Here is an 18,958-nt window from a genome sequence, read left to right on the forward strand (position 1 = left end):
TTAAAACAAAAAGCCCAACCTAAATAGGTTGGGCTTTTCTTATTCTCAATAATCTTAAGACTCTTTCGCTTCCTGAGGAAGTTCATCTTCGTCTTCCAGTTTCTCTGGCAGAAGTAGATTTAAAATGATCGCTGTGATGCCACCTGCTGCAACACCAGTTGAGAAAATACTCTTAATAAATTCTGGCATAAATTGCAGGATCTCTGGTTTTTGTGCGATACCAAGTCCCATTGAGAAGGATAAGGCCATGATCAGAATTGCGCGGCGATCGAGCTCAACACGAGAGATAATACGCACACCAGCGGCAGCAATCGTACCAAACATGACAATCGTTGCGCCGCCAAGTACTGGCTCAGGAATCAGCTGAACAAAGCTAGCGACGCCAGGAAACAAGCCAAGAATCACTAACATGCCAGAAATAAAGTAACCCACGTAGCGGCTCGCGACTCCTGTTAGCATGATGATGCCGTTATTCTGGCTAAACGTTGAGTTCGGGAAGCTGTTGAAAACGGCTGCGATTGCAGAGTTTAAGCCGTCTGCTAACACACCGCCCTTAATGCGTTTCATGTACACTGGGCCTTTTACTGGCTCACCAGACACTTCAGATGTTGCGGTAATATCACCGATGGCTTCTAGTGCGGTAATAAAGAAAATCAGTACCAGCGGAATGAACAGAGACCAGTCAAACGATAAGCCATATTGCATTGGTACGGGCAGTGCTACGATCTCGGTTGCGCCTAGCTGAGAAGTATCTACCATCCCCATAAAATACGCCATGATGTAGCCCACTAGCATCGCAATCACGATTGAAGCCACACGGATGTATGGGTTTTTCGAGCGGTTTAAAATCACAATTAATCCAAGTACCGTCCCAGCCAGAGCAAGTTTGTCTAAGCTGCCGAAGGTTCCTTCATTTAATGCTGCGTAGCCACCGCCCATTGATACTAAGCCGACTTGAATCAGTGTGAGACCGATAAGAGTGACGACGATGCCTGAAACAAGCGGAGTGATGATTCGGCGGGCATGCTCCAACACGCGAGATAGAAAAATTTCTGCAAATGATGCGACTAAAATCGTACCAAAAATGGCAGCCATCATGGTACTGATGTCTGCTCCACCGGCTTTCAGCGATAGGCCTGCACCAATAATAGGACCTAAAAAGTTAAAGCTGGTGCCTTGAACAGAGAGCAAACCAGAGCCAATTGGGCCAACGGTGCGAATTTGAATAAACGAAGACACGCCTGACGCAAACAAAGACATGCTGATGATGGTATTCGTTTGGTCTGCTGGTACACCCAAAGACTGACAGATGATCAGTGACGGAGTGATAACCGCGACGAACATCGCCAATAAGTGCTGAAGTGCGGCAAAAATGGTTTGAGGCAAAGGTGGTCGATCGTTGAGTTGATAGACCAGTTCCGAAGATCGGTTTGAAGTTGTCATTGTTTGTCTCGCTAGTCGCAATATTTCCCTAGTTCTCGCTGAATGGGAGAGCAGGGTGGAGTTGACGTCGTTACCTGTGATTGCTGTTAATCAGAGTCAACTCAGGTTGGTGGAGTGTGATCTAACACACTTAAAAATTTGTGCGCGATTATAGAGAGATTTTCTCAAAAAGCAAACGTTTGCTTTTGGCGTATTAAAAAACGAGCCATTTGGCTCGCTTTCAATCATTACGCTTTGGAGTAAATATCCCGCTCACCCAACCAGCGATCGATAATCGCTGTTGCGTTAGTCGGGTAATTGTCATGAATATGACGCGCAATACGCTGAACTTCGGGAATCAGGCGTTGATCTCGAACTAAGTCTGCGATTTTGAAATCAGCAAGACCTGTCTGCTTTGTACCCAATAGTTCTCCAGGGCCGCGAATTTCTAGGTCTTTCTGCGCAATGACGAAGCCATCGTTACTTTCACGTAGTACTCCGAGACGTTTTTGCGCGGTTTTTGACAGCGGAGAGTGGTACAGCAGCACACAATGGCTAGCAACGGAACCTCGGCCCACGCGACCTCTTAACTGGTGTAATTGTGCCAAACCAAGACGTTCAGGGTTTTCTATGATCATCAAGCTAGAGTTTGGCACATCCACACCAACTTCAATCACTGTCGTTGCGACCAGCAAATGCAGTTTATTGTCTTTGAAATCTTGCATCACCGCTTGTTTCTCTGCCGGCTTCATTCGTCCGTGTACTAGACCAATTTTTACGTCCGGTAGCTTACGTTGAAGCTCTTCTGCGGTATCTGCCGCGGCTTGCGCTTCTAATACTTCCGACTCATCAATCAGGGTACACACCCAATATGCCTGCTTGCCTTCGTTTAAGCAGGCATTTCGGACACGTTCGACGATATCATTGCGTTTGGTATCTGGAATCGCGACAGTCTGGATTGGTGTTCGACCTGGCGGTAACTCATCAATCACCGACGTTTCTAAGTCAGCATAAGCAGTCATGGCTAACGTTCGCGGAATCGGCGTTGCTGTCATGATGAGCTGATGTGGATAGGCGCCTTGTTTTGCGCCTTTTTCACGCAATTCTAATCGCTGATGGACACCGAAGCGGTGCTGTTCATCAATGATGACCAAAGCAAGGTGATGAAATTCAACGTGCTCTTGGAATAGCGCGTGAGTACCCACTACCATTTGCGCTTCACCACTGGCAATACGAGCCAGCTCGGCTTCCTTTGCCTTACCTTTGAGTTTGCCCGCTAACCAACCGACTTGAATGCCCATTGTTTCAAACCAGTTTGCGAAGTTGATAGCGTGTTGCTCGGCCAATAGTTCGGTTGGCGCCATGAGTGCCACCTGATGGCCATGCTCAATGGCTCTAACAGCGGCCAAAGCGGCAACCAATGTTTTCCCCGAACCAACATCGCCTTGCACTAATCGCATCATTGGGTGCGGTTTTTCTAGATCGGCTTCAATCTCTTGTACTACTCGGGTTTGAGCGTTTGTAGGAGAGAAAGGCAGTTGGGCTAAAAGCTGCGTTTTTAGTTTATGACAAGGACCGAGAGGTAGCGCTGAATCCTTCTGACCTTTGCTACGCACCGCCAGCATCGATAAGTTTTGTGCGAGCAATTCTTCCATGATCAAGCGGATTTGGGCAGGATGTTTGCCTTCGTCAAACTCATCTAAATTAATGGTTGGTGGTGGGCGATGAATGGTGTGCAGCGCTTGCGACATCGTGATTTGATGATCATACAACCCAGCTGGAAGTAATTCCCGCACTGCGGTTTTATCAAGCAGGGCTAAAGCTTGTTCGGTAAGGTTGCGCAATGTGATTTGACGTAAACCATCGGTGGTGGGATAAACAGGGGTTAAGCTCTGTTCTACATCGGGCTTTTGCTCGCTAACGTAAAACTTGTAGTCAGGATGAACAATTTCCAAACCCATGCCACCGCGCTTAATTTCACCGTAAGCATGTACTAACTTACCTTGCGTGAAATTGTTCTTCATGGCTGCGGTAAAGTTGAAAAAGCGCAGCGTGATAGTGCCATTACCGTCGCTGATTTTTACCGTTAGCATTTTGCGCTTACCGAAGATGGTGTCGACTGCCATGACCTTACCTTGCACGGCCGCCCAAAGGCCAGCATGCAGTTTGGCAATAGGGTAAATACGAGTACGATCTTCGTAGCGTAACGGAAGGTGAAACAGCAAATCTTGAACGCTATGTAAGCCAACTTTGGCGAGTTTTTCTGCGACTTTCGCGCCAACTCCAGAAAGGGAGGTTAATGGGACGGCAGATAACATTTGGGCGGGCATAGAGGGCTCAAGAAAATGGTTAACATAGCAGTATGTTAACCATGGAGCTGTGTTTTTGTACAGGAAAAAATAGTCATGCTTTAGTTAGTGTCATGATTTGACTGATAACCTATCATTCCGAGGAGCTTTAGCGACATCACGATTCTATTTCCAACAAGTATGTCGCTGAAGTTAACACTATCAGCATCTGTATATTTGAGAATTAGATCCTGAACCACGCTCCTTCGCCGCCGTTCAGGATGACGAAAGTCTGTTACTTGCTTTGCATCTCTTGCCACCACGCGTCATCGGCGATGATTTGACCTTCTTCATCGAGTGGTGGGTAAACGAGCCCTTTTCGTTTCGCGACCTTTGCCAGCACTGGGTGACCACGTTCAAAGAGAATACGGTTGATTGTCTCTTTAGGCAGAGCGCTTTCTTCTCGGTCGTACATGCCTGCGGCTTCACGTTGACGTTGCGCTTCATACAAAATTACGGCACTGGCAACCGATACGTTTAGTGACTGCACCATGCCCACCATCGGGATAATAATGTCTTGATCGGCAAGCTGTTTGGCTTGCTCCGAAGCGCCAACCTTTTCGCTGCCTAAAATGATTGCCGTTGGTTTGGTGTAGTCGATTTCGCGAAAATCGACGGCGGTGTCCGAAAGATTGGTCACCAAAACCTGCATACCTTGCGCTTTGAGTTCGGTAATCGCAGTTTCAATCGAATCGTGAGTATCCACTTCAACCCAGTTACGCGCGCCAGCTGAGGTATGGCTCAGCGTACGCATTTTGTCTGGCCAAATTGCGTGAACTTTGTGTAAGCCTGTCGCGTCAGCGGTGCGGATCACAGCAGAGACGTTGTTTGGCTTATGTACTTCTTCGAGACAAAGTGTCAGATCAGTTTGGCGAGTTTTTAGGACTTGGTGAATACGGTTGTAACGTTCTAGGTTCATATTTATTGAGGTATAAAAAATCGCCACCTAACAGAGTAGGTGGCGATAGAGGTTAGTTCTTTCTGCGTCTGACTCGGGTTGCTTGAGGCATTGCCTTAATCTTACGCATGATACCAGCAAGGTGGACACGATCTTTCGTCGTCAACAGCACAGTCACAGTGTATAGACGACCATCACGTTCTTCCGTTGAAAGGCCATGAATGTTTGATCCTGTTTTCGAGATCACGTTGGTCAGTTCTGCAAGAGCACCTTGGTTGTTAAGCATGTCGACTTTAAGTTCAGCAATGAACTCTTTATCGTAGTCTTCAGACCAAGCGACAGCCATATAACGGTCTGGCTCTTTCTGATAACCACGAACGTTCGGACATGTTTCTCGGTGAACAACCAAACCACGACCAGGCGATACGTGAGCAATAATGTGATCATCTGGGATAGGATGACAACAATTTGCAAACGTCAGCAATAAGCCTTCTGCGCCACGAATCGGAAGCTTCTTCTTCGAGTCCGTTGGGATTGAACTTGTTGTCGTGAGCTCTTCGGTGTCACCAAGGAGACGACGTGCGATCACAATGCTCATCAACTCACCCAATCCAATAGCAGCCAATAAATCATCGATGCTTTCTAGGCGAAGATCATTCAAGACTTCTTGGATATTTTCTGGATAAATTGAATCAATCGAGTGACGGCCAAGTGCGTGATTAAGTAGGCGACGACCTAAAGTAATCGACTCTTCACGACGCATCGTTTTCAGTACTTGTCGAATCTTAGTGCGGGCACGAGAAGTCACGACATAGTTCAGCCATGCCGCATTCGGACGCGCACCAGGGGCACTGATAATTTCCACTGTCTGACCGTTTTTCAATGCCTTACTCAATGGGTAAGGGTTACGATCAACACGAGCACCAACACAAGAGTTGCCTACATCGGTATGTACGGCATAGGCAAAGTCGACAGCCGTTGCGCCTAAAGGTAGTTCAACGATACGACCTTTTGGTGTGAAGACGTAAATCTCATCTGGGAAAAGATCGGATTTTACGTTTTCAATGAATTCGAATGAGTTACCCGCGCTTTGTTGTAGCTCTAACAGGCTTTGCATCCAACGCTGAGCTTTCACTTGCGCAGTGGTACCAGACTTGTCGCCTTTGTCTTTGTAAGACCAGTGTGCCGCGACACCTTTGTCCGCCATTTGATCCATATCTTCAGTACGGATCTGAACTTCAACAGGTACGCCGTGTGGGCCAACCATGGAAGTGTGTAGCGATTGATAGCCGTTCGCCTTTGGTACCGCGATGTAATCTTTCATGCGACCAGGACGTGGCTTATACAAGCTGTGTACTTGGCCTAAAACGCGATAACAAGTATCAGCGGTATCAACAACGACTCGGAACGCATAGATATCCATGATGGTGTGAAAGCGCTGTTCTTTGGTTTTCATCTTGTTGTAGATAGAGAACAGGTTTTTCTCACGACCAACGACGCGAGCATTCAAGCCAAAATCTTGCAGACGGCCTTCTATTTCGCTGTGAATGCGTTGGATCATCTCTTTACGATTACCACGTGCGGCTTTAACCACTTCTTTCAGTACGCGGTAGCGGTTGGGATATAGCGCCTCAAAGCCCAACTCTTCGAGTTCGGTTTTGATATTGTGAATACCAAGACGATGAGCGAGGGGCGCGTAAATTTCTAACGTTTCACGAGCAATACGACGCTTTTTATCTGGTCGAAGCGCGCCAAGCGTACGCATGTTGTGCGTGCGGTCAGCCAGTTTGATCAGAATGACGCGGATATCTTGCACCATGGCCAGAACCATCTTACGAAAGTTCTCAGCCTGAGCCTCTTTCCTATCGCGGAATTTGAGTTTGTCCAGTTTAGATACACCATCAACCAATTCTGCGACAGTGTTGCCGAATTTCTCTTCGAGATCTTCTTTAGTTACATCACAGTCTTCAATGACGTCATGCAGCAAAGCAGCTTGGAGGGTTTCGATATCAAGGCGCATTTCGGCCAAGATACGAGCCACAGCGACAGGGTGGATGATGTATGGTTCACCGCTAGAGCGGGTTTGCCCTTCATGGGCATCTCTCGCTACCACATAAGATTGACGCAGAGCCTCAATCTGAGGCTCTGTTAGGTATTCTTGGGCAACGTCTTTGAGGCTATCGAATAGATACAAATTATAGGCCCGGGAGGTTGTTGAATTCTAAAGTCAGAATTAACGGTTGTGAGCGATGCTGCTTACTGCCGCTAGCTCTGCCGCTTCTTGCTCTTGCTGTTCTTGACGTTCACGAGCGTCTAGAACTTCTTTAGTAATTAAACCTTCTTCGATTTCGCGTAGAGCGATAACCGTTGGCTTATCGTTCTCTTCTGGCACTAGTGCATCTTTACCGCCAGTTTGCATTTGACGAGCGCGGCGAGCCGCAATCAGTACTAGGTCGAAACGGTTGCCAACTTTTTCAACAGCGTCTTGAACAGTTACGCGTGCCATGAGGACTCCAAATAGTTAACTAAAATTTTAGAATGACGAGAAAGTATACAACCTAACTACTTTATTTACTAGCAATTAGACAAGCCACCGTTTGTGGACTTTCTCAGGTAGTTTATTGTGTTTTTCGCACTGGGCAAAAAACGGGAAATTCTTTATGTTTTACAGCGTGACTTTTTTGAAGTTACTCTGCTAACAACGCGTCAAGCATACCTTTATATTTAGCAGCTTGCTTTTCTTCCTTCAATCTTTCAGCACGCAAGATAGCTTTAAAATCCATCAAAGCGGTATCAAAATCGTCGTTTACGATCACGTAGTCGTACTCGTTGTAATGAGAGATTTCCGACTTGGCTTCAGCCATACGCTTTGCGATCACTTCATCGCTATCTTGACCACGAGTGTTCAAGCGACGCTCTAACTCACCGTTTGATGGTGGCAGGATGAAGATGCTTTTGGCTTCTGGCATTTGTTCACGGATTTGGCGTGCGCCTTGCCAGTCGATATCTAGAAAAACGTCGATACCTTTATTTAGTGTTTCTTCAATCCATACACGAGATGTGCCGTAATAATTACCAAACACTTCTGCGTATTCTAGGAAGTCACCTTTAGCGATCAGGGCTTCAAACTCATCTTTCGCTACAAAATGGTAGTGGACACCATTTTCTTCACCAGGTCGCATGTTGCGCGTGGTGTGAGACACAGACACTTTCATTGCGTAGGTTGGGTTGCGTTCCAACATCGCTGAGATCAAGCTAGATTTACCTGCGCCGCTAGGTGCAGATACGATATAGAGAGTACCTTTGCCCATTGTACTGTTCCACTTTTGATTGGATTGATTGAGTGCCGAAGGAAAGTTCGACATTCTTATAACGATAGCACTGGCATTGAGAAATCAACCACCAAAGGGGTGGATATTGGTGATAATCCCGCCAGAAAAATGGAGGCGAAGAGTATCATGATCTCTATTTTGTTACCAGTTGATCTTTCTGTCTGTGATCGTCCCAGATGAAATAGTTACTTACGCCAGAGTGTTCCTAAACAGCGAAGAAGGAGCGTGGTACAGGACTTACCATCCGCGCACTCTGTTATTAAAACCATTTCTACAACCGTTTAGTGTGCTGATTTTAGGTTTAGAGTCCCGATTTGGCTTGCGTGAGTGACTCTGGTTAAAAATAGGGGTTAATAAAGATAAAACGGAAAAAAGGGGAAGCTTTCACTTCCCCAGGCGTGCGACTGACTCACACTTAATCTTCGAATTATCCTTGAGACTCTAGGAAATTTATCCAAGGGCTAACGGTTGACCTGAATTTTGGCGATTGAGCAGCGCCTTTCATCGCCTGCAAGGCCTTTTGTGGTTGCTTAAGCTCGAAATAGGCCATCCCGCGAATGTATTCAAGTTCTGCCTTTTGCTCTTTAGAGGCACTGGATGCCGCGCTTTCTACAAAACGAGTTGCTTCAGAATACTGCTTGTCTTGTATCATTAAGCGAGCAATCTGAATTTGCGTGTTAGCAGAAGGAGCGAGGTTATATGACTTTTTATAAGCGAGAATTGATTTATCTAGCTCTTTAGCTTGCTGCCAGAAACTGGCTAGGCGGTCATAGTTTTCCTTCGTCTTTTCAATGTTTCCAGCTGCCATTTCCTTTTCAAGAGTTTTGGCTGCTTTATATGGAATACCTTGATAAGCCAAGAAGTTTACAAAGCGTAAATATTCCTTCTCTCCTTCTAGTTTCCCCATTTTGTAAACCATTTCTAGGGTGGCTAGAGAGTTTCGCTCTTGACCTAGCTCCATGTAGACACCAGAAAGTTGCATCCAGTAACGCTTTTTCTGAGGGTACTTTGAAGTCAGAGTTTTGAGTACACTGGCAACGCTTTTCAGCTGGCCTAACTCGTAGTGAGATGCAACGAGAATTAAGTACCAAGACTCACTTGGGCTCTTGCTCATCGCGATGGCTTTTTTGGTTGGCGGGATTGCATTTCTGTAATCTTCCAACTGAACATAGGCGCTCGCTAACGTGATATAAGCATGAGCTTGAGGCTTCTCTTTGGTTGTTTCTGCAACCTTGAACCATTCCTTCATCGTTTTTACAGATAACGTATACTTTTCTTCAGCTAGGTAAAGCTGAGCCAAGCTGTAGCGAACTTGTTGAGCAACAGGAACGGGAAGTGCGTCGAGCTGTAATGCTTCGGCAAAGTATTTTGCTGCTTGCACATAATTGTCTTGTAGCGAATACAAAAAGCCAGTCTGCTGAAGTAAAACTGCTCGGTCGTATTTTTTCGAACTTGTGCTTTCTAAAGCGCTTGCTAGTTTTTCTTTCGCTGCTGAATATTTTTCAGTTGCGATCAACTCTTGCACTTTGTTAACGGTTCGAAATGTCCGATCTGATAACTGAGGAGCTTCTTTTGCCATCGTAGGAGCGGCCATTGCCACTCCTACGAAGAGAATTAAAGAAGCCACTTTGCTTTTCCATAAACTTTTCATCGTGACTCCTTAATTGGTTGAGAACTCTATTTCTTGCGATAGGCGCGAGCTAACAGGTTTCCCGTCAACCAATTTTGGTTTAAATGTCCATTTAGAGACTGTTTTTCTTGCCGCTCGACCGAGGCCTAAGCGTCGTGGTTGCTCTTTAAGAACTTTGATGTCCTCTACGGCACCACGTGCGTTGACAGTAAACTCTAATAAGACGACCCCTTTTTCTATTCCTGCTTTCGCAGCTTTCCTAGGCATTTGAGGTTGGAATGTCGCTAGAGGTGTTGGACCTCCGCTACCCGCGAGTTGCGCACCTCCACCCTGGCTATAATGTCCAAGCACCGAACCACCTGTAACATTTACGGGTAGGTCAAGCTTTGGCATATCCATTGGGGTCTGCTCCATCACCGGTTTTACTGTCGCTGTCACTTTCATTTCTGGCGGCGGCGGCGGACGCTTAGGCGGTGGTGGCTTTGGAAGTTCGCGTTTTTTCTCCTGTATTTTTTCGTCTGGTTTAATGCGAATAAACTCGACCATACGCAGGTCATCATTCGACACTAACTCGTGGCGCTCTTTGTTTACTAGCTTGTCCATCCCCCAGAACAACCCGAGGGAGACAATGAGCGCCAGTGCAATTGAGGCCAGATACCGCATAAGCTTAATCCTTATTGGTTGCGGCAATGGAGATGCTTTCTACACCTGCCATTTTGATCTGGTCCATAACCTTCACGACTACGCCAGCATTTGCTTCTGTGTCGGCTTGGATAACAACTGCGCCATCAGGGCTTTCTGCACGAAGACGTTCAATATTCGCGCGAACCGCGTCCACTTCGATGCGGCGTTTATCAACCCAAACATCACCCGCCGCACCAACTGCGACCATGATGTTACCTTTTTTCACGGTTTGCGCAGAGCTTGCTGTCGGGCGGTTTACTTCTAGACCAGCTTCTTTTACGAACGATGTTGTTACGATAAAGAAGATCAACATGATGAATACGATGTCGAGCATCGGTGTCATATCGATAGCGGTTTCATCACTGCTATCACTGCTATAGCGTCTTTTCATGACCTATACCTCTAATTCCATTTACTCAGGCAATATGCTTTAGCTTATCTTCCAGCTTTTGCGTTGTGACTTTGGCTAAATGATCAAGACGTGAACTAAAGAACAGTCCTGATAGAGAAGCCACCATCCCGGCTAAAGTTGGGATTGTTGCCTTTGAGATCCCCGAGGCCATTGCTCGAGGGCTTCCTGTTCCTGTTACCGCTAAGATGTCGAATACTTGGATCATGCCAACAACGGTGCCGAGCAAACCCAGTAAGGGACAAAGCGCAATCAATACTTTCACGATTGGCAGGCCCTTTTTATTCTCAATGTCCTGACGAGAAACAATTTCTTGTCGGATCATCTTAGCGTTCCAGCTCTGGTGCTCTGATCGCCCCTGCCATGAGCCAACGGCTTTTTTCATGGCTTTTGGAGCGACGGCAGCAAAATAGAACCAACGTTCTAACAATACTGCCCAAAGCATAAAGCTGAGGATGAAGATGGCGACGAGTACATCGCCACCCATTCCCAAGAAGCGCCTAATTGATTCAAGTTCTCCAACTAACCACCACATAACGCCTCCTTAGCTTTCGGCTTTATGTAGTTTTTCCTGATAGCGAGCGATGAAGCCTGCACTCTGTTCTTCAAGAGTTTGAACCAAACGACGACCTTTACTGTGTACGATGGTGTACAAGAACAGTAGAGGAATTGCGACAACCAGACCAAGCATCGTAGTAACAAGTGCTTCAGAGATACCGCCAGCCATTAGCTTAGGATCACCTGTACCAAATAGTGTGATTGCTTGGAACGTACCGATCATACCCATAACCGTACCCAGTAGACCTAGAAGTGGTGCTACAGAAGCGAACAGTTTGATTGAGCTGATAAAGCGTTCAATGCTCGGTGCGTTACGTAGGATGATTTCGTCCAGTTTCGCTTCAAGATCTTCAAGGTTGTCACCTTTGTGTTCTTGGTAAGCCTGGATAACTTCACCCAATGGGTTACCAGGAATCACGGTTTCTGATTTCGCTTGCTTACGCATTTTACCGCCAATCACTTGAAGGCGTAGGAAGCAAACTAGAGCAATGATAGCGCCAACTGCACCCATACCAAGGATGACGTAACCTACAATGCCACCTTGATCAATACGTTCTTGAACGGTAGGGCTTTGTACAAGTAGAGACAGAATTACACCACGGGATGGGTCAATAAACAGTGGCTCATAGCTGTTTGACGCTGACTCAAAGCCCGCAACATGACGTGTAATATTGGTGCGAGGCTGTCGAGAGAGTTCTTCGAACTTACCTGTTTGAGGTACATAAGTAACGTACTTACCATCGGCAATCGCGTTAAATTCACCGACAAGAGTAACATCGCGAACCGCTTCTTTACCTTCGCCATAAACAACCGTTGCTTGGGTTGTTGCAGTTTCGCCAGAAGCAACTACTTGTTGGAGAATGGTATGCCAGAAAGCTTCTAGCTCTTGTGTTGACGGCAGTTCTTTACTTTCAGCCAGTTTCGTTAGTAGAGCGTCACGCTCCGGGAACTGAACAGCGTTTTGAGAGGCTGCAAATAAGCCCTTAAACTCTCCCGCATACTGGCGGACCACACCAAACATTTCGCCCAAAGTACCAGAGCGAACACGTAGGGTTTCTGTTAGTTCAGTCAGCTGCTTATCGTTTTCATCAAATGTTGCTTTAAGTTGATCGCCCAGTGCTTGCTGCGCAGCTAACTCTTCGCGAGCTTGTTGCAATAATGCCGCTTGCTTATCGCGATTGTTCTTGAACTCAGCTTCACGGGCTTTGTTCTCTTTCGACTCAACGATGCTTTCTGATTTTACGTTTTTAAGTAGTTCAGATAAGTTTTTAGGCGCTTCTGCTTGTACGCCAGAAACCATAAATAAGCTCGCTAGTAGGCCAGCGGCTAGAGTTTTGAATCCTTTCATCTCTTATTCCTCCCCAGCATATACAGGCAATTTGATTAGCGCTGGTGGCGCTTGCTTCTTCGCGATACGAAGGCCTTGCTGTACCGCTATGCGGTAGCTTTCCGGTAATGTTTCCCATTGACGTGTTTGTTGGTTCCACATACCTGTCTCACCACCGTCTGGAGATTGGAATAAAAGCGCCGTGCGACCAATACGTAGGAAATCGTAAGTCACGGTTTCCCCATTTCTATCTAGGCTAGCTTTGTAAGATTCAATTGAGCGAGAGAAGCCTTCTTCAATTTGGTAGGCTTCCATCACTTTACGGAATTTCTCAGAAGTCGTTACGTCGGCGCGATCCATGAGACGACGCAGTTCTTGGACACGTTTATTACGTTCTTTTTTCTGGAAAGGCAGATCGAGAGTCACAAACTCATCGAGTGCATCGATCATTTTAAGTGTTAGTGGCACTACTTCTGTTGCCGTTTGATCGATCTGAGCAATTTGGTTATTTAATGAGTCCAATTCACTTTGCTGTGATTGAACCATACGGTTAATTTGCTCGTTGTAGACTTTCATGCTGTCGATTTGACGTAGTAAGCCTTTGTATTCTGCCAACATGCCTTCAGTACTTTCGGCATAATTGTCGATTTTTTGTTGCGAAGCTTCTGAAGATTGATTTGCTTTTGCTTGTGTGGAAACGACAGCACCAGAGTTGGCCGCTATAGAGCTACTACTGATAGTAAGCAATGCTGCAGCTATGGCACTGAGACCAAATTCCTTGAATTTCATGGTTGCATCCTTGTCAGTGTTTTAGTCAGTCGAAAAGGGCGCGGAAAACCCGCGCCAAATATTTTTTAGAAGTCGTATGATGCCTCGACGTATAGTTGACGTCCGATTGGATCGTCATACCCAGTTGCATAGAATGGAGAGGTATCGCTTAGAGGATCTGCAGGCGGTACTTTGTCAAACATGTTGATAGCACCAAGAGTTACACGACCACTCTCGTTGAATTGGTAAGAAGCCGTTAGGTTCCACGTTGTCATACTAGCGATTTCTGCTTTGTAACCCGCTTTTTTAGCAGAATCACAGTCATCAAAGTAGTAACGGTTTGCGTAGCTTGAACACATACGGTCGCGGTATTTACCAAATAGGTTGATAGCGACATCTTCATATGCCCAGCCAAGATTTAACGTTGCGGTGTATTCAGGCATGAAATCTCTTTCATCCGTTACAGGCTCGCTGTCGTTTTCTTGATATTCAGCAATCAAGATCTTCGTTACAGCAACACGCGTGTTAAATGAGCCGAACTCATTAGTGTCGTATGCGTATTTGATCGCTAGGTCAATACCAGAACGCTCTTCATACGACTGGTTCACTGGACCATAGGATACCGACTTGATGGTGCCATCTGGGTTACGAACGACTTCAGTACCTGGGTATTTACCTGGATCGTTAATTACGTCTTGGTAAGTTGGTGCTGTTACGACGTCTTCCATCTTGATGTGGTACCAGTCAACGGTTACACCAAGATCATCCACAGGCTCCCACGCTAGACCCAAGTTAATGTTTGTACTTGTTTCTTCTTTCAGCTCTGAGTTAGGTCCATTAAGCGTATCGAAGTACTGAGTATCACACTCTGGGTACTTGTCTTTATCTTGTGGGCCGCTACCACCAGCGTTGGCACAAAGCACAGGGTCAAAACCAGAACCAAAGCCTCGAGTTTGATCACCAAATAGTCGCTTCAAGTCTGGAGCTCGGAAGCCTAGACCGTAGCTACCACGTAGCAATAGGGTGTCAGTAGGACGGTATGCTAGGGCTACTTTAGGAGTGAATGCGCCACCAGTTGCCGAGTCGTCGAAGTAGTGGTCGTAACGACCAGCGACAGTCATTTCTAAATCTTCAATGATAGGAATAAGAGCTTCAACACCAAGACCAATCTGATCACGGTCACCGCCGCCTGATGTTCCACCTAGACCAGAGAAACCACCAGCTGCTGTTGTAGCATCAATCGTCTCATTGTAGTCAGTACGGTTCCATTCACCATAAACAGCAAAGCCAGACATACCTGCAGGAAGTTCAACCAAATCACCAGCCAGTGAGCCGTTAACAGAGTAAAGCTTTGAGTAAGCTTCTTTGCTTGAAGTGCCGCTGTATTTGTCTACAACGTCTTGTGAGATAGGCCCTAGAAGATCGACATCACCATTTTGTACAGCTTGGTCGAGAGTTAGAAAGATTGCTGGGTTGCTTGTTTCAACGCTTTGCTCAGAGTAACCAGCGGATAGGTCCCAATCATACGTATCAGCAAGCAGGCCGTTCAAGCCTAAGGTTAAGCCAAAAGAATCGGCTTCAGTGTTACTTTCGCGTGGTCCAAATTCGACCATACGGCGAGTGTATTCGCCTTCGCCGCGGAAGTGAGTGGCATCAACTTCAACGCTGTAAGGGTTAGGTTCGAATTCAGATTCTGTAGACTTGTAGCCAAAACGGGCTTCTGCCATGGCAGTGACATTGTCGTTAATGTCCATTTCACCACGTAAAAGTAGGTCTACTTGTTTGTTTTCTGGTTTTAATGTTCGGTATGCAGAGCGGTTAACACCACACTTTCCATCCGCTCGTTCAATCGCGGCATCACCAACGACTTCTTTACATGAAGAACCAGCATCAGCTGGTGTTAGAAGTGTTCCGTTGGCGCCTTCAAAGTTTGCACCGTAGCTAGAGTAGCCACTTAGCTGAGAACGGCTAGAACCGTCATCGCCAGCCCAATCATCTCGGTCAGATTGCTTTAGCATTTCGTTGCCCGCAAATTGGCCAACGAAGAGAATACGTTTGTCGTCAAAGTTTTTGCCAGCTACAACGTCTAAACGACCATTTTGGTAACCACCATCCGTCGCGTCACCCGCGCGTACTTTTACAGAAACGCCATCAAAGTCTTTCTTTAAAATGAAGTTTACGACACCACCGATTGCGTCGGAGCCGTAGATAGCAGAACCTGAGTCGGTCATTACTTCAACACGCTCAATAGCGGCGACAGGGATTTGGCCGATATCTTGGAAGTTAGATGTACCATCTTGTGCTAGCGGGTATTGAGGAAGACGACGGCCATCAATAAGAATCAATGTGCGTGACGCGCCAAGGCCACGTAAGTTGACTGACTGCGCTGCTGGTGTAAACGAGAAAGAGTCTGTTTGAGCCATTACACCACCTGTGTTTTGGGTCAAACTGTTCAATACGTCTTGCGCGCTGTTAAAGCCTTTAGACTCAATGTCTTTACTATTAATAACAGTAACTGGTGAAGGACCTTCCATATCCGTCGTGGAGATACGCGAACCAGTAACTTTCATCTTTTGAAGTTTTTCAACTTGCTGCTCTTCTGCCAGTGCTGTTGCTGGGGCTGCAACTGCTGCTGTCCCCAAAGCAAGGCTTATCGCAACAGATAAAGCGGTTGTGTTTTTATACATCCTTGTTGCTCCGATTATTATTATTTCCTATGTCTGGCCGCATAGCGGCCAAATGTGACGTTAATATTTCGTTAACGTTCGGCCAATGTATAACCGAGATGAAAAAAGGAAGTCAAACCAGTGGTAAACGGGGATGCTTAAATGTAAAAAAGATGTAAATAACCAGGCTTTATTTAAAAGGCGGAATAAAAAACCGAATAAGGTTTATGAATCGAGATTAAATTTCAATAAAACACCGTATTTTGTGTTTCTTATAAACTTTAATGACTTATCTTGCCTATGGTTTTTTAGTGGGTAATTGAATCTGGAAAAAGATATTTTTCCAGTGAATTGTTCTGAGATGAGTTTTATATCGAATCCATACTTTGTTAGCTCGAACTTATTAGTTGGTATCAAAATATGATACCCATTGCGGTTAAAGGGCTCACTCGTATTTTTAGGTCAAATATAACCTTGGATTATGTGTCTATTTATGTGTGTAGGGTGCATTTTTATGTAGGGTTTTGGCTCTAAACAGCCTAGATTGATATTCTGTATGAATTATTTTTGTGGTTTTTTATAATTTTTTACAAAAACATTTCTGTTTTTCGACATCGAAGGAAGTTTGTCATGTTTTGGTTTCAAACACTTGAAGCTGATGTGGATTCAAGATAAATATGACGCTGAAATTATTGCAGTAGTAGAAAAGTCTAGCTCTTGAGGCGCAGGGAGTGTGCTTCAACAGTTTTAGTTACTACGAGATAAATATGCACCATTTTGGGCGGAAAATATCCTCTTTCACTCCGTTTGAACTGGACAGTAGACAAGGAGCAAGTTGTATATGCTGTCGTACTTTTTACGCCGTTTGGCGTTGGTTATCCCAACGTTTCTCGGGATAACTATTCTCATCTTTGCTATCACTCGTTTCGTGCCTGGCGGACCTGTTGAACGCATGTTGTCACAAATGCAGTCTCAGGGAGATGGCGCCGCATCAATGACGTCTGCGGGTGGTAATACGGCCCTTTCTGACGATCAAATCGCGGAGCTGAATGCGTTTTATGGCCTGGATAAACCTGTAACGGAAGCGTACGTCGAGTGGTTAAGTCGTTTGGTAATGCTAGATCTTGGCGAGTCGACGCGTTACTACGAGCCTGTCTCGGATATGATCGCAGAGCGTTTGCCAGTGTCGTTGTTTTATGGCGGCATGACCTTCTTTATTAGTTATTTTATCTCGATTCCTCTTGGTTACTATAAGGCGCTCAAGCACGGTTCTGTGTTTGATTCCGCCTCTTCAGTACTCATTTTCGTAGGCTACGCGCTACCAGGTTATGTGGTGGGTGTATTGCTGATCACGTTATTTAGTTATCACTTGGAATGGTTTCCGATGGGAGGCTTTGTCGGCGATGACTTCGACGATTACGAAACCTTCTTTGAACGCGCTAAAGACATTATGTGGCATGCGGTGTTGCCTTTGATCTGTTACCTCATTGGTGATTTTGCCACGCTGACGATGACAATGAAAAATAACCTGATGGAAAACCTTTCCTCAGATTACATCCGCACCGCAATTGCGAAAGGATTACCTTTCAAAAAAGCAGTTCGTAAGCACGCGTTGCGTAACAGCTTAATTCCGATCGCGAGTCACTTTGGTAACTCTTTGTTGTTCTTCATGACCGGTGCCTTCCTGATTGAAGTTATCTTCAATATTGATGGCATTGGCTTATTGGGTTACGAATCAATCATGGAGCGTGATTACCCTGTTGTTATGGGTATTGTCGCCATTAATGCGTTGTTACTGCTCATTGGTAACATCATTTCAGATATTTGTGTTGCTTTAGTCGACCCACGTGTGAAGTTTGGAGCGTAACATGATTAAAGTTAGTCCATTAACTCAAAAGAAAATTCGTCACTTTAAAGAGATCAAACGAGGCTATTGGTCGTTTGTTGCTCTTTCTATCATGTTGATCCTTTCTCTATTCGCCGAACTTTTGATCAACAGTAAAGCGCTAGTCGTCAAGTACGATGGTAGCTACTATTTTCCTGTTGTCAGTGACGTACGTTTAGGTAGCGAATTCGGCCAAGAGTCATCCAGTGAAGCCGATTATCGTGTACTGCAAAAAGCGTTTGAGGCTGAAGGGGGCGACAACTTTGTTATTTTGCCGCTTGTGCCGTGGAACCCATACGAACAAGATTTTAGTGGTGATTTCCCGCCAACAGCGCCTAGTGCCGAAAATAAGCATTATTTAGGTACAGATGTGATAGGTCGCGATATTTTGGCGCGACTCGTCTACGGATTCAGAACGGCGATGGGATTTGCGTTGCTTACGATGGCCATTTCCTACGCGATCGGTACTGCAGTCGGTTGTGCTATGGGTTTTTGGGGCGGTAAATTTGACTTGTTTGTACAGCGACTTATCGAAATCTGGTCAATGGTCCCGTTTTTGTACGTCATTATGATTCTTGTCTCAATCGTTCAGCCGACGTTCGCTCTCTTTGTCGCTATTAACGTGCTTTTCACTTGGATGGGGATGACATGGTACATGCGGACCATGACCTATAAAGAAGCGGCACGAGAATATGTAATGGCGGCTCGTGCTTTAGGGGCATCGACCGGACGTATCTTGTTTAATCACATCTTGCCAAATACGATGGTGATGATTGTAACCCTAGCGCCTTTCACTATTGCAGCTAACATCACAGCACTGACTGCTCTCGATTACCTAGGATTAGGCTTGATGCCACCAACGCCAAGTTGGGGTGAACTACTGCAACAAGGTAAGTCAAACTTAGATTCGCCATGGATTGTTGCGTCAGTAGTGACTTCTATTGTTCTGGTTCTGGTAATGGTGACCTTTATTGGTGAAGCCATTCGAGCGGCTTTCGACCCGAAAAAATTCACACGCTATGTTTAAGCGA

15 protein-coding genes are annotated in these 18,958 nt (G+C 45.8%); 2 read left to right on the forward strand and 13 right to left on the reverse strand.

The genetic code is table 11. From position 1 onward, the window contains the following. Positions 1–54: 54 nt before the first annotated feature. The 13 genes from R8N28_RS07495 to R8N28_RS07555 form a co-directional block, all read right to left on the reverse strand. The gene (locus R8N28_RS07495; RefSeq protein ID WP_025768313.1) at positions 55–1,443 is read right to left on the reverse strand and encodes a uracil-xanthine permease family protein; all 1,389 of its coding nucleotides are present in this window, start codon (positions 1,441–1,443) and stop codon (positions 55–57) included. A 227-nt stretch (positions 1,444–1,670) separates the two neighbouring features. Continuing rightward, positions 1,671–3,752 (reverse strand): ATP-dependent DNA helicase RecG, encoded by a 2,082-nt coding sequence (recG, locus tag R8N28_RS07500; RefSeq protein ID WP_262635395.1) that lies wholly within the window; start codon positions 3,750–3,752, stop codon positions 1,671–1,673. A 253-nt stretch (positions 3,753–4,005) separates the two neighbouring features. Further along, the gene (gene trmH, locus R8N28_RS07505) at positions 4,006–4,689 is read right to left on the reverse strand and encodes a tRNA (guanosine(18)-2'-O)-methyltransferase TrmH (RefSeq protein ID WP_017820702.1); all 684 of its coding nucleotides are present in this window, start codon (positions 4,687–4,689) and stop codon (positions 4,006–4,008) included. Positions 4,690–4,741: 52 nt separating this feature from the next. Then, positions 4,742–6,862, reverse strand: a complete 2,121-nt coding sequence (gene spoT / locus R8N28_RS07510; protein WP_005379340.1) for a bifunctional GTP diphosphokinase/guanosine-3',5'-bis pyrophosphate 3'-pyrophosphohydrolase — start codon at positions 6,860–6,862, stop codon at positions 4,742–4,744. A gap of 39 nt (positions 6,863–6,901) precedes the next feature. Then, positions 6,902–7,174, reverse strand: coding sequence for a DNA-directed RNA polymerase subunit omega (gene rpoZ, locus R8N28_RS07515; protein WP_005379346.1), 273 nt, complete (start codon positions 7,172–7,174; stop codon positions 6,902–6,904). 181 nt (positions 7,175–7,355) lie between these two features. Next, the gene (gene gmk / locus R8N28_RS07520; protein ID WP_005379347.1) at positions 7,356–7,979 is read right to left on the reverse strand and encodes a guanylate kinase; all 624 of its coding nucleotides are present in this window, start codon (positions 7,977–7,979) and stop codon (positions 7,356–7,358) included. A gap of 448 nt (positions 7,980–8,427) precedes the next feature. Next, a complete protein-coding gene (locus R8N28_RS07525) occupies positions 8,428–9,651 on the reverse strand; it encodes a tetratricopeptide repeat protein (protein WP_206959420.1) in 1,224 nt (407 codons plus the stop codon). Positions 9,652–9,660: 9 nt separating this feature from the next. Then, on the reverse strand, positions 9,661–10,293 hold the full coding sequence (locus R8N28_RS07530) for an energy transducer TonB (RefSeq protein ID WP_005379353.1): 633 nt from the start codon (positions 10,291–10,293) through the stop codon (positions 9,661–9,663). 4 nt (positions 10,294–10,297) lie between these two features. After that, on the reverse strand, positions 10,298–10,705 hold the full coding sequence (locus R8N28_RS07535) for an ExbD/TolR family protein (protein ID WP_005379359.1): 408 nt from the start codon (positions 10,703–10,705) through the stop codon (positions 10,298–10,300). Positions 10,706–10,730: 25 nt separating this feature from the next. Continuing rightward, complete coding sequence (locus R8N28_RS07540) at positions 10,731–11,258, reverse strand: MotA/TolQ/ExbB proton channel family protein (protein ID WP_005379363.1); 528 nt, start codon at positions 11,256–11,258, stop codon at positions 10,731–10,733. A gap of 9 nt (positions 11,259–11,267) precedes the next feature. Then, a complete protein-coding gene (locus R8N28_RS07545) occupies positions 11,268–12,629 on the reverse strand; it encodes a MotA/TolQ/ExbB proton channel family protein (RefSeq protein ID WP_065275018.1) in 1,362 nt (453 codons plus the stop codon). Between the two features lie 3 nt (positions 12,630–12,632). Continuing rightward, on the reverse strand, positions 12,633–13,397 hold the full coding sequence (locus R8N28_RS07550; RefSeq protein ID WP_047103763.1) for a DUF3450 domain-containing protein: 765 nt from the start codon (positions 13,395–13,397) through the stop codon (positions 12,633–12,635). A 65-nt stretch (positions 13,398–13,462) separates the two neighbouring features. Then, positions 13,463–16,063, reverse strand: a complete 2,601-nt coding sequence (locus R8N28_RS07555; RefSeq protein WP_017634998.1) for a TonB-dependent receptor plug domain-containing protein — start codon at positions 16,061–16,063, stop codon at positions 13,463–13,465. An 820-nt stretch (positions 16,064–16,883) separates the two neighbouring features. Between R8N28_RS07555 and R8N28_RS07560 the strand changes: the two genes are divergently transcribed. Then, complete coding sequence (locus R8N28_RS07560) at positions 16,884–17,909, forward strand: ABC transporter permease subunit (protein WP_005384771.1); 1,026 nt, start codon at positions 16,884–16,886, stop codon at positions 17,907–17,909. Position 17,910: 1 nt separating this feature from the next. Then, positions 17,911–18,954 (forward strand): ABC transporter permease, encoded by a 1,044-nt coding sequence (locus tag R8N28_RS07565; RefSeq protein ID WP_005379369.1) that lies wholly within the window; start codon positions 17,911–17,913, stop codon positions 18,952–18,954. Positions 18,955–18,958 lie beyond the last annotated feature (4 nt).

Source organism: Vibrio sp. Vb1554 (assembly GCF_033344235.1).

Bases quoted from the DNA above. Each gene is read 5' to 3' on its own strand.
- R8N28_RS07495 (WP_025768313.1), bottom strand. From the start codon at position 1,443: ATGACAACTTCAAACCGATCTTCGGAACTGGTCTATCAACTCAACGAT.
- recG (WP_262635395.1), bottom strand. From the start codon at position 3,752: ATGCCCGCCCAAATGTTATCTGCCGTCCCATTAACCTCCCTTTCTGGA.
- trmH (WP_017820702.1), bottom strand. From the start codon at position 4,689: ATGAACCTAGAACGTTACAACCGTATTCACCAAGTCCTAAAAACTCGC.
- rpoZ (WP_005379346.1), bottom strand. From the start codon at position 7,174: ATGGCACGCGTAACTGTTCAAGACGCTGTTGAAAAAGTTGGCAACCGT.
- gmk (WP_005379347.1), bottom strand. From the start codon at position 7,979: ATGGGCAAAGGTACTCTCTATATCGTATCTGCACCTAGCGGCGCAGGT.
- R8N28_RS07525 (WP_206959420.1), bottom strand. From the start codon at position 9,651: ATGAAAAGTTTATGGAAAAGCAAAGTGGCTTCTTTAATTCTCTTCGTA.
- R8N28_RS07530 (WP_005379353.1), bottom strand. From the start codon at position 10,293: ATGCGGTATCTGGCCTCAATTGCACTGGCGCTCATTGTCTCCCTCGGG.
- R8N28_RS07535 (WP_005379359.1), bottom strand. From the start codon at position 10,705: ATGAAAAGACGCTATAGCAGTGATAGCAGTGATGAAACCGCTATCGAT.
- R8N28_RS07540 (WP_005379363.1), bottom strand. From the start codon at position 11,258: ATGTGGTGGTTAGTTGGAGAACTTGAATCAATTAGGCGCTTCTTGGGA.
- R8N28_RS07545 (WP_065275018.1), bottom strand. From the start codon at position 12,629: ATGAAAGGATTCAAAACTCTAGCCGCTGGCCTACTAGCGAGCTTATTT.
- R8N28_RS07550 (WP_047103763.1), bottom strand. From the start codon at position 13,397: ATGAAATTCAAGGAATTTGGTCTCAGTGCCATAGCTGCAGCATTGCTT.
- R8N28_RS07555 (WP_017634998.1), bottom strand. From the start codon at position 16,063: ATGTATAAAAACACAACCGCTTTATCTGTTGCGATAAGCCTTGCTTTG.
- R8N28_RS07560 (WP_005384771.1), top strand. From the start codon at position 16,884: ATGCTGTCGTACTTTTTACGCCGTTTGGCGTTGGTTATCCCAACGTTT.
- R8N28_RS07565 (WP_005379369.1), top strand. From the start codon at position 17,911: ATGATTAAAGTTAGTCCATTAACTCAAAAGAAAATTCGTCACTTTAAA.